Raw genomic sequence first — 12,302 nt, 5'->3', positions numbered from 1 at the left:
CTATTTGAGATTCCATATCCGAAGACATTACGACCGCACGACTTACCAAGATACAACAGTGCGTCCGCCGGTTGTGACGAACCCGGTTGTAACTGATCCTGAATGGACTCAGCCGGTAAGAAATCCTCCGATCGTAGATATTACCAATCCGAGTGTCACCGGAACAACGGTGAATTCGAGCAGTTATGTGATTAAAGGACGCATTCAGCGCGTGAATTCAAGTTCAAATGTGGTTTTCCGCCAAAATGGAAATTACATCACGAACTTTACGTTCAATCCGTCTACCCAGGAATTCCAAAGTGTGGTAACGCTCATTCCGGGACAAAATACCTTTGAGTTAACCGGAACAAATGATTTCGGGTCCGACATGGATCAAACAGTAATCAATTATGTGAGAGAAACTCCGACACCGCCGGTTGTGACCTATTCGAACCCGAATTCGAATCCGACAACGGTTCAGAATCCGACATTTAACCTGACCGGAACTGTTCTGAACGTAAGCGGGAAAGATAAGATCACGATGACTTTGAACGGAGCAGCTGTAAACTTCAATTACAATGGTTCGACAAGAGGAATTACTTCGACTCTGAACCTCATCACCGGTTCAAACATTGTAACCACAACCGGAACCAATCAATATGGTTCTGACAGTGAAACCGCGACAATTATTTATCAACCTCAACAGGTTATTCAGCCGCCGGTTGTTTATTTCGTGAACCCGAATATCAATCCGTACACTGTTAATCAAAACACATTCACATTGAACGCAGATGTATTGAATGTACAAGATGCACAACATGTAACATTTAAACAAAACGGAACGATTAATAACAACTTTGCTTACAATGCACAAACAGATAAGTTTGTGAGTAGCGTGATTTTGAATCCGGGACAAAACGTGTTTGAAGTCATCGGAACGAACACCGCAGGTTCTGCTTCAGCTACTACGATCATTATTTTCAACCGCATTGCTCCGAAACCTCCGATTGTAACCATTACAAATCCGGGAACAAACCCGCTGGAAACTTCAAGCAGTGTTTACAATTTGAATGCAACGGTATTGAACGTTACACAAAAGAGTCAGATTAAAGTGATTCTGAACGGAGCAAGCTTGCCGAATTTCAATTACAATGCCGGAACAAATGGCGTAACTGAAACATTGAACCTGGTTACGGGAGCAAACGTTGTAACGGTAACAGGAACGAATGCTGATGGTTCGGATTCGAAACAAACGACCATTATTTACAAACCCGCAGCAATTGTTCAGCCTCCGGTTGTTCAGTTTACCAACCCGAATGTGGATCCGTATTCTACCACTTCGGCAAGTTACAACGTGGTAGCTTCGGTTCTGAATGTTGCAAATCAAAGCGGTGTGAATGTGAATGTAAACGGAGCAAACATTACCAATTTTACATTTACAAACAGCCTGGCTTCTTTCCCTGTGAATCTGATCGAAGGGGCAAATATTATTACAGTAACCGGAACAAATACTGCCGGAACAGCCAGTAAAACACAAACGATTCTATATAGAAAACCGGTTACGGTTCAGCCCCCGGTTGTTTCGTTCATTGATCCGAACGTCAATCCGGCAACATCATTTAACGCTACATATCTGGTAAAAGCACGTGTACGCTTTGTCGCGGCTGCAAGTCAGATCGTTTTGAAAATCAACGGACAGGTTTCTACGAATTTCAATTATGTTGCATCCAGTGAAATGATGGAATTCACAACCGGTTTGGTCAATGGTTCGAATGTCATCGAGATTACTGCAACGAATGCGGCTGGTTCAGATTCGAAAACGACTTTGATCAATTACCGCGCTCCGAATCCGACATTGCCTCCGGTGGTAACGATTACGTATCCTGCAGCAAATCCGTACACAGTGAATGTTGCAAACAGCAATGTTACGGCAACCGTACTGAATGTGGATAATCAACAGCAAATCCAGGTATTGGTGAATGGGAACCCGGCAAGTGGATTCACGTATTCGACTTCAACAAAAGTGTTGGAAATGAATACTCCGTTGATTCTGGGAACAAACACCGTGAAAATCACAGCAACAAATTCTGCGGGGACGGCATCAGACGAAACACAGATTATTTTCAGAAGAGAAGAGGTCATCAAGCCACCGTTTGTGACATTCATCAATCCTGCAAGTCCGGGACAAGTTGTTTCGAACGAAGCTTATGTGATGAAAGCACACGCAACGAATGTAACTACGCAAGCTCAGATCACTGTAAAAGAAGACGGTTTGATTGTGAATCCAAGCTTCTGGACATTCAATCCTGCAACGAATGAGATTACATTTAATCATACCTTGAATTCAGGGAATAACATTTTTGAGGTTACTGCAACAAATCAGGGAGGAAGTCATACCGCTTCAACATCGGTGATCTACAAGAAAATCGAAGTTCCTTGCAACAAACCGGTTATTACCTTTAAAAACCCGAATACACAGAATTCAACGGTTGAAAATGCCTTGTTTGCTTTGAAAGCAGCAGTTGCAAATGTGACTTCCGTGAATCAGATCGAAGTATACTTGAACGGAAGTTTGCAAACAGCAGGAACATTCAATGCTTCCACTTCCGACTTTGATAAATCATTGAACCTGATCGAAGGGGCGAATTCCATTGAGATCAAAGCAACGAATTCATGTGGATTTACAAGCGTTACTTCCATCGTTATCATGACACCGAAAGTGGACCCTTGTGTTGCTCCGGATATTAATCGCCTGAAACCTGCTTCCGATCAGTTGGTGACGGAATCTGAAACCATTTCATTGAGTGCTTCGGTGAGTAATATCAAACAGGCATCTCAAATCGAATTGAAGATCGATGGAGTGACTATTCCATTCACATATGACGAAGGAGCTCACATGATATCTGCAAACGTAGCTTTAACGGAAGGAACACATACCATTGTTGCTTTGGTGAGAAACGAATGCGGATCGAAACAATTGACATGGACAGTGATCCGGAATGTTTGTAAACCTCCGGTAGTGACAATTACCAATAGCTCTGCTGCAAACGGGGCAACGGTTACTTCGGATGCGTTCAGTTTGTCGGGAACGGTTTCCAATGCGGAAAACCAGGAGAACATTTCAGTTCTGCATAATGGACAGAACATTGCATTTGTATACAACCAGCAGACAGGAGTAATTACTATTTCGAGAAGCCTGGCACTGGGAGCGAATGCGATTACGATCCAGGTTGTGAACAGATGCGGAAAAGATTCCAAAACGATCAATGTTCTGAGAAATGATTTGGTGGTTGTTACTCCTCCGACGATTGAGATTACAAGTCCGTCAATTACTCCTTTGGAAACGGATCAGTCAGCTCAGACAATTCTGATTGCAACGACAGGTGTTACTTCTGCATCCCAGGTTTCTGTGACTTTGAACGGAGTTATGACCAACTTTGATTTCAAAGCATCTTCAGGAGCTGTGAAATTCAACGCAAGCTACGTTTTAGGAACAAATGTGATTGTTGCAACGGCAGTTACAGCTGGCGGAACTGCAACAGATACGAAGATGGTTATTTACAATGCGCCGGAAGTGATTCCTGCACCGGTCATTACATTGAAAAATCCGATACGTTGTCCGGCAGTTTTAGCTGCAGGGAACGTAACGATTACCGGAACAATAGAACATGTGGCAAATGCGGGGCAGGTGAGCATTCTGTATAATGGTGAAAACGTAGAGTTTTCTTCAAGCATGGAAAGTAATGTATTGACATTCTCTTTCATCATCAATATTAATGCTTCTACGGTTTCCATTCCGTTGATCATTACGGCAAGAAATACTTCCGGAACAGATAGTAAATCGTGTTTGATTAGTGTGAACCCGAACGGCAATTCGAATGCTACAAACGGGCAGCAAGGAAACAATGGCCATGGAAATAATACGGATGGAACAGACGAATCGAATCCTGGAAAAGGGAATGGAGGGCCAACAGGAGCTGAAGGTGGAAGCACAGATGATGAAAACAAAACGAAACCGGTTCGCGTAGTAAGACCGGGAACAGTTATAAATCCTGAGGTAACTAAACCGACAACAACTACGCCGGTAAGAACACCTAAACCGGCAATAAGACCATAATTTTAAAAGTCCTCTGAATTTTCAGAGGACTTTTTTATTGAACGAAGAATTCATTCTTCCCTTTCGAATCAGTATTTTTGTACCATAATTCAAGCATATGACCAAGGAAGCAGTTTTGGAGGTATTGGGAACGATTTTAGAGCCCGATTTAAAGAAAGACATCGTAACACTCAACTTTGTTGAAGATTTACAAATTGAGGGTTCGAAGATTACTCTGACAATTTATGTTTCCAATCCGGCACTGCATGCACGGAAACGGATGCAGGAAGCTGTAGAATTCAATTTGAAACGCGTTTTCGGAGAAGCGGTTGAAATTACCTGCATGGTCAAAGGATTGCCGTCAGAAGCACGCGAAACGCACCGTAAAATTCTTCCGGAAGTCAAACATATCATCGCTATTGCATCCGGAAAAGGAGGTGTTGGTAAATCAACTGTAACGGCAAATCTTGCCGGAGGATTGGCAAAAGCCGGTTTTCGTGTGGGAATTGTAGATGCAGATATTTACGGACCAAGTATTCCAACGATGTTCGACGTAGTAGGGGAAAGACCGACGATGCTGGATGTAGAAGGAAAACCGATGATCAATCCGGTGATGAGTTATGGGATCAAGATTTTGTCCATGGGATTCTTTTCCCAAAATGACGAAGCAATCGTGTGGCGCGGACCAATGGCTGCCAAGGCAATGACGCAGTTGTTTACAGATGCTTACTGGGGAGAACTGGATTATTTATTGATCGACCTTCCTCCGGGAACGGGAGATATTCACCTTTCATTAGTGCAAACGGTTCCTTTGGATGGAGTGGTGATTGTAAGTACTCCGCAGGAAGTGGCACTTGCTGATGCGAGAAAAGGAGTGAACATGTTCAAACTGGATACGATCAATGTTCCGATTGTTGGATTGGTTGAAAATATGGCGTGGTTTACACCGGCTGAATTACCGGAGAACAAATATTACATTTTCGGAAGAGACGGAGTGAAAAACCTTGCTGCGGGAATGAATGAAACGTTTTTAGGACATATTCCATTGGTGCAGGGTGTTCGTGAGTCGGGAGACGTGGGAAGACCTGCTGTATTTCAGGAAAATACGCCAACCGCATTAGCTTTTGAAGAATTAGTGCGTATCTTTGTAGACGAGGTAAACGTGATCAAAGCACGTAAAGCAATAAAAACACAAAAAGATGGTGTTAAATAAAACGGAATTAACCGACAAAATAAATCTTTCATTGAGTGAATTAAGACCTCACTTGAATGCCGATGGAGGTGATATGGAATTGGTTGATATTACCGATGAAGGTGTGGTACAGGTACGATTGCTTGGAGCATGCAGCGATTGTTCGATGAGTATGATGACGATCAAAGCAGGTTTGGAAGAAGCTGTGAAGAAAGTTGCTCCCGAAATCACTGCTGTTGAGGCTGTTGAGTAGCTATTTTTTTAGTTAATTGAAAGAGCATAGTGCAACTTTTTTTGACACATGGCGTCTAGCTTATGTCGAAAGAAACAACCCGTACTATGAAAACGTTGAAATTAACTCTTGTTATTACTCTCCTTCTTTCTTATTCCAATTTTTCTGATTCTCAGTTGGTTTATTCCGGAGTTCCGGATTTGGAAGTTTTGATAACCAATATCTTTGGAGTTCAATGTCAGGGAATCACGAATGTCGGAATCCAGGGAACTCAAAATCAGATCGCCCGTTTTGAAAATGGAGCCGCTTTAGGAGTTAACAGCGGTTTGGTTCTTTCAACCGGATTTCCCAATTTGTCGAGTGCTCCCTCATCTGTTTTTTCAAGTGTAAACATGAACATGCCCGGAGATTACGACATCATTCAATATGGTAATCTGACAGGCCAGGGAGCTTATAGCTTTGATGCGATTGCCGTTTACTTTGATTTCACACCGATCATTTCCGATACCATCCGGTTCAATTACATTTTCGCTTCGGAAGAATACCCGGAATATTCGAATACGACTTACAATGACCGCTTTTTATTCCTTGTATCTGAAAATGGAGGAGTTCCTGTAAATATTGCGCAGGTTCCCGGAACAGGAATTCCGGTTGAGATCAATTCGATCAATCAGTATGTCAATTCCCAATATTACATCGACAATGCTTCCGGGCCAAATTCCCAGTATTTTGTTTTTGATGCTTATACAGTTCCCCTGCAAGCGAAATTCTATGCTCAGATAGGAAATACCTATCACATCAAGCTGGTCATCTCGGATGTTTCGGATGGAATTTACGATTCAGCGATTTTTCTGGATGAGCAGGAAGCAAACAACGATATTTCGGGAAGTTTGACAGTAAATGGTCAGCCTGCGGAAGGAACTCTGGAAATTTTCAATTTCATTCAGGATACTCTGCTTGCAGTTCCGGTTGAAACGGTGAATGTAACGAACGGATCTTATGTAGCGGATAGTTTGCCGACTGGTTTGTATCACGTTCGCTTTACTCCGGATCCCGTTTTGTTTCCCGGAGCAGTTCCGCTTTATTTTGCTACAAGTTCTACCTGGACAGGTGCTGATGCAATTGGTCTTCCGTGTTACCTGAACAACGCAGATATCAATGCGGATACGCTGGATGTCCTGGATGCAACAGGAAGTGTTTCAGGAACCATTGTTGTAGATACATCGTATTTGAAATCGTTGACTGTTCCTTTTGAAGGAGCGCTGATGCTTTTGAAAAGTGCCCAGACTCATGAAACCAGGGGATTTGCTTTTACAGCGTCAAATGGAACTTACACCATTGAACACGTAGAAGCCGGCACGTATTATTTGTTAGTTGATGTTCCCTATATTCCGCACACCGATACCTTGTTCTTTACAGTTCCTGAAGATGGGGAAGTTTTGGGTGCGGATTATGCGATTCTTCCGAATGGAATAGAAAGCAATGGAACGCCATATCTTGGCTTGAATGAATTAAAAGAAGTTCAATGGAGTATTTCCCCGAATCCTGCAGTAAAGTCTGTTGAGGTCGCTGTAGATCATGTAGTGAGAACCATTCAGGTAATCGCTGTGGACGGAACAGTCGTCTCAACCGTTTATCCCGACAGCTTGAAAACGGTTCTGGATATCAGCCATCTGAAACAGGGAGTTTATTTGATCCGTTTGGATCAGTCTGCTCCAAAAAGGTTAATTGTTACGAAATAAGCCGTTAAAGTTCAAAAGAAAACCCCGGTTTTATATAACGAGCCGGGGTTTTTACTTATCTGTGATACTATTTTCTTACTTCGCAGCTGCATATTTTTTAGCTACCACGTTCCAGTCAATCACATTGAAGAATGCATTGATGTAATCCGGACGACGGTTTTGGTAATGCAAATAGTAAGCGTGTTCCCAAACATCCAATCCAAGGATTGCAGTTCCTTTACAACCTTCACCCATCATTGGGTTATCCTGGTTTGCAGTAGAACAGATAACCAATTTACCTCCTTCAACACACAACCATGCCCAGCCTGAACCGAAACGTGTTGTTGCTGCTTTTGCAAACTCATCTTTGAAATGCTCGAATGTTCCGAAAGCATCATTGATTGCTTGTGCTAATTCACTTGTTGGAACACCTCCGGCTTTTGGAGCCATGATTTCCCAAAACAAGTTGTGATTCCAGAAACCTCCTCCGTTGTTACGAACAGCAGGTTTGTCTTTGCAGTTTTGCAAAATGAACTCAATGGATTTTCCTTCCAGATCCGTTCCTGCAATTGCATTATTTAAGTTTGTGACATACGCCTGGTGATGCTTTGTATAGTGGATTTCCATTGTACGAGCATCGATGTACGGTTCTAACGCATCGTATGCATATGCTAATTTTGGTAATTCGAATGCCATAATATTTTAATTTATGTTGTCTAACAAAAATAGGAAACAAAATTGAAAAAGCCGATTCAATCTGTAAGAAGCTTTTGTTAGGAAAGGTTAAATGCTTGTATACTCACTCAAAAGAAAAGTTTCAGATTGCCCGATCGATTGGCGTTGTTTTTGTTTCGAACCACATAGAAACATAGCACACATAGTTTTAACGATTCTGTTTGTTACATTATTCTCAATTGAATAAATCGCTATGTGTCTATTGTGGTTTGTTTTTTACCATGAAGAACAGATATCCCTATTGTTTACTTCCCGTATTTCTTTTTATACTTCTCATACAATCGGGTCTGGAAATTGGAAACCGGAACAAACTCTCCGTTGATCAAAATCACGGAAGCCTGATTTCCTTTCATTTCCAAAGCAGATCCGTTCGATCCGAATAAAGTTGCTTTTTTACCAACTTCAATGCTTCCGTAGAATTTTGAAATACCCATAATTTCGCAAGCGCTTAACGTAATGGAACGAATGGCTTCTTCTTCTGTCAAACCATAAGACATGGCCGTTCCTGCAAGAAAAGGAAGGTTTCGCGCATTCATGGCTTCCATATCGCCTTCGTTTTGCAAACAGAATTGAACTCCCGCCTGTTGAAGCAGGAATGGAAGTTTGTAAGGCAAATCAAAAGGATCATCTTCGTGGCGCGGTAAAGCATGCAAACGGCCAATCATTACCGGAACTTTTTTAATTTTCAGGCGATCCGCAACCAGGTAGCTTTCATATCCGCCAACAATAACAGGGAATTTGATTTCCAGTTCGGTGATCAAATCCAGGATATCATTGATTTGCTGTGCTTCTTCTGCGTGAAAATACAAGCGTTTTTCTCCCGTGAAGCACTCGCTCAGTGCGCTGTACTGAAGTGGAGTTGCCGGATTTTTTGTGTTTGCAGCAGCTTTTGCGGCGGTTAAGAATGCGAGCATTTCCCGTTTCTGATCTTCGTACGATTCATTGTGTTTGGCAAGCGGATCTCCCCAGGAACGACTGTAAGCCGGAGGCCATTCAATGTGAATGCCGTCATCTGCTTTTACAGTTCCGTCTTCCCAATTCCAGCAAGAGCTGGTCATCAAACTGGATTGCCCGGAAATTCTTCCGCCTCTGGGAGTTGTTTGAATGATCAGAATGCCATTCGTGCGAACGGTTTCAATCACGTTCGATTCACAATTGTAGGCAATCTGAGCACGAACATGCGGATTGTAAGTGCCTAATTCCCGGAAATCTTTGGAAGCTTTTACAGCGTCTATTTCCGTTAATCCCAAAGTGGAATTCGGGGCTACGAAACCCGGATAAATGTGATGTCCGCTCAGATTGATGACTGTGTCCCAATCCGATTTGTTGTAGGTGTAAGCGAGTGTATTTCGAACAACGGTAATGACTCCGTTTTCAATTCCGATGGTTCCTGTTGCGATCACTTGTCCGTTTCCGATATGCACGGTTGCGCTTTCGAGCAGGATTTTTGAATACTTTTTCTGACCGTAACTATTGCTTACAAATGCAAGCAGGATCAGGAAAGAATAACTGATTGTTTTCATGCTGAATTTGTTTGAATAATTAATGTTCATTGGTTTCAAAAGATTCTTCTTCGCCTAAGGTGTTGCAGTGGAAATGTCCGCGGCGCTTGCGGCTGAATGTTTTGGTCGGTTCACCTTTCTTGTTTTCCTCCGACATTTTTGCGATGATCCGTGCTCGTTCAGCAGCGATTTCCTGCTGCATCTGAAAATCTTTCTGAGCATCAAACAGGATTTCTCCATCAACAACCGTATAAACAGGTTTTGCAGTAATGCTCAGCGGATTGTTTGTCCATAAAACCAAATCGGCATCCTTTCCAACCTGAACAGTTCCCATGCGGTCATCCAGGTGCAAGAGTTTTGCCGGATTCAAAGTCACCATTTTCCAGGCCTGGTCTTCCGTCATTCCACCGTATTTGATGGTTTTCGCCGCTTCCTGGTTCAAACGTCTTCCCATTTCAGCATCATCCGAATTGATTGCAACGGTTAACCCCATATTGGTCATCATTGCTGCATTCTGAGGAATGGCATCCAGTACTTCGAATTTGTACGCCCACCAATCGGAGAACGTAGAAGCACCAACTCCATGTTCTTTCATTTTGTCGGCCAGTTTGTAACCTTCTAAAATGTGGGTGAAGGTGTTTACTTTAAATCCAAAAGAATCGGCAACGTGCATCAACATGTTGATTTCTGACTGCACGTAACTGTGACAGGTGATTTTTCGTTCACCGCTCACAATTTCATAGAGTGCTTCGAGTTCGAGATCCGTTGCCGGAGGTACAGCGTTTTTGTCTTTGTGCTTTCCTGTTGGATTCTTTGCCTGATGATAAGCCAAAGCACGTGAGAATGCGTCGATGTAAACCTGTTCAACTCCCATACGCGTTTGCGGGAAACGGTTTCCGGAGCCCCAGTTCGTTTGTTTCACATTTTCTCCCAAAGCGAATTTGACAAACTTCGGAGCATTTTTGATTAAAAGATCCTGCGGATAATGTCCCCATTTCAATTTGATCAAAGCAGATTGACCGCCGATCGGATTGGCGGAACCATGAAGCAATTGAGCAGCGGTAACACCTCCAGCAAGCTGACGGTAAATATCAATATCGTCTGCGTTCAGGGCATCTTCCATCCGGACTTCACAGCTGATCGTTTGCCCGCCTTCGTTGACACCACGCGTAAGTGCAATGTGTGAATGTTCGTCAATAATTCCGGTTGTCAGAATTTTTCCTTTGGCATTGATCACGATCGCATCTTTGGGTTTCAGATAGGTTCCGGAACCTTTGTGAATCGCTTTGATCTTTCCGTTTTCAACAATCACAGTTCCTTCCTGGATAATTCCTTCATCCGTATTCGTCCAGATGGTTGCCTGTTCGAAAATGATCGTCGTTTGTTTCGGAGGAGTGGCAAATCCGAAAGCATTGTTCGGAAAACGCGTTCCGGGAACGGCTAAGGTATCCAAGGTCCAGACTTGTTTGTTTTCATCTTTTGCTTCGAATTTCTTACTGCGGAAAGCGCTCCACTTGATCCATTTTCCTTTGTTGTTGGTTCCTTCTCCTTCAAAAATGAATACCCGCGGATTGATATCTCCTTTCAGACTGAAGGTTTGTTTTTCCGAATCGACTTGCTGTACGAAATGAATGGCAATGTCGTTGTTGATGACTGAAATCTTTGCAGTGCTGGTTAGTGTATCTGATTTGTTTGCGAAGGTAAGCGAGTCCTGAACCGTACGCACCATTTTCACTTTTCCTTCCGGTTGGTTTGCGGTTCCTGCTATTTCCATCAGAAACTTGGAACCGTCGATATTCAAACTGTAAGTTCCTCGGATATCGGCAATCGGCATATTTTGAAAGACCTTGCGTTCTCCTTTCGAATATACTTCCAGTATTTTTGCCTGGTACAGGAACGGATTCTGATCGTAAACCGCGAAATTTGCCCATTTATCTGTTTCAATCGTTCCGATTTCTTTTTGAACTCCCAATAACGTTGCCGGGGCAATTGTCAGGGAACGAAGCACATCATTTACACTCCAGCCTGCAGCCAAAGCCTGGTGAATGTGTTTCCAGAAATCTGCTGCGGCAGTATGACCGGAAGCTGAAGTGATAAATGGAACTTTATGTTTCATCAGGAAAGCCGGGTTTTTCGGAGCCATTTCCCAGATTTTCAATTCGCCATACGGAATTTCATGAGCGAGGTACGGATCTTTTAAATCAAACGATTCCGGGAAGTTGATGGGAATAACCAATGGGATTTTCAAAGTGTCCCACACACTTCCTAAGAATTGTTCTTGTCCTGTTCCGATCACAGTGAAATCGCGTTTGAACTCGCGCATCAATGATTTGACACGAAACACATCGGATTTATCATCAAGGGTAAAGAAAGTGGGCTTTTTTAATTGCTGCGTCAGAGCTTCCAAACTGTAATTAGCGTCTTTTCCATATTCGGAATGCCATTGTGCATCATAGAAAGCTTGTCGCAATAAAGCAATTGCACCAACCAGGGAACTCGGATAATCCTGTTGTGAACTTCCTTTTCTGAAGGAATAAAAAGATGCCAGCCTGTTGCTGTAAATCTGTTGATCCAGATTTTTTACCCCCAATTGAATGAGCGGAGCATATCCCTGGGCCAATCCGTCGTGGCGATGGATTAAAACTGATCCGAAGCCCATTTTCTGGTATTCCGAAAGGACTTTTTCGTCCGTCTTGTACCAATCAACGGCATCAAAATCAGAACGAATGGAATGATTCCAATAATACGGACCGGTTTTGTTTTCGGCCTTTTGGTCCGGAGAAATTCCCATGGTGCTGTTGACTTCGATAAAAGAAGGAACCACAACGGCGTGATTTCCGTCAAT

At 42.9% G+C, this 12,302-nt stretch carries 8 protein-coding genes; 5 read left to right on the top strand and 3 right to left on the bottom strand.

Annotation, left to right across the window (positions count from 1 at the left end; translation table 11 throughout):
- The 4 genes from Q1V93_RS11510 to Q1V93_RS11495 all read left to right on the top strand — a co-directional run.
- Positions 1-4,096 (top strand): Ig-like domain-containing protein (locus Q1V93_RS11510; protein ID WP_300664829.1); only part of this gene is annotated, 4,096 nt, incomplete at its 5' end.
- A gap of 97 nt (positions 4,097-4,193) precedes the next feature.
- Positions 4,194-5,288, top strand: coding sequence for an Mrp/NBP35 family ATP-binding protein (locus Q1V93_RS11505; RefSeq protein WP_300664827.1), 1,095 nt, complete (start codon positions 4,194-4,196; stop codon positions 5,286-5,288).
- Positions 5,275-5,520 (top strand): NifU family protein, encoded by a 246-nt coding sequence (locus Q1V93_RS11500; protein WP_300664826.1) that lies wholly within the window; start codon positions 5,275-5,277, stop codon positions 5,518-5,520. The genes Q1V93_RS11505 and Q1V93_RS11500 overlap by 14 nt, the downstream gene beginning before the upstream one ends.
- 86 nt (positions 5,521-5,606) lie before the next feature.
- On the top strand, positions 5,607-7,241 hold the full coding sequence (locus tag Q1V93_RS11495) for a choice-of-anchor L domain-containing protein (RefSeq protein WP_300664825.1): 1,635 nt from the start codon (positions 5,607-5,609) through the stop codon (positions 7,239-7,241).
- Between the two features lie 75 nt (positions 7,242-7,316).
- Here the strand turns inward: Q1V93_RS11495 and Q1V93_RS11490 are convergent, their stop codons facing one another.
- The 3 genes from Q1V93_RS11490 to Q1V93_RS19400 form a co-directional block, all read right to left on the bottom strand.
- Entirely contained in the window at positions 7,317-7,916 is a 600-nt protein-coding gene (locus Q1V93_RS11490; protein WP_300664824.1) for a superoxide dismutase, read from the bottom strand.
- 284 nt (positions 7,917-8,200) lie between these two features.
- Positions 8,201-9,478, bottom strand: coding sequence for an amidohydrolase family protein (locus Q1V93_RS11485; RefSeq protein WP_300664823.1), 1,278 nt, complete (start codon positions 9,476-9,478; stop codon positions 8,201-8,203).
- A 19-nt stretch (positions 9,479-9,497) separates the two neighbouring features.
- Entirely contained in the window at positions 9,498-9,959 is a 462-nt protein-coding gene (locus Q1V93_RS19400; protein ID WP_367183792.1) for an amidohydrolase family protein, read from the bottom strand.
- Positions 9,960-10,160: 201 nt separating this feature from the next.
- Between Q1V93_RS19400 and Q1V93_RS19395 the strand changes: the two genes are divergently transcribed.
- Positions 10,161-10,298: a hypothetical protein gene (locus Q1V93_RS19395; RefSeq protein ID WP_367183791.1), complete on the top strand. Its 138-nt coding sequence runs from the start codon at positions 10,161-10,163 to the stop codon at positions 10,296-10,298.
- Positions 10,299-12,302: the final 2,004 nt, after the last annotated feature.

The sequence above is a fragment of the Fluviicola sp. genome (genome assembly GCF_030151805.1).
Classification (GTDB): domain Bacteria; phylum Bacteroidota; class Bacteroidia; order Flavobacteriales_D; family Crocinitomicaceae; genus Fluviicola.
This window is presented reverse-complemented; position numbering and strand designations above follow the sequence as displayed.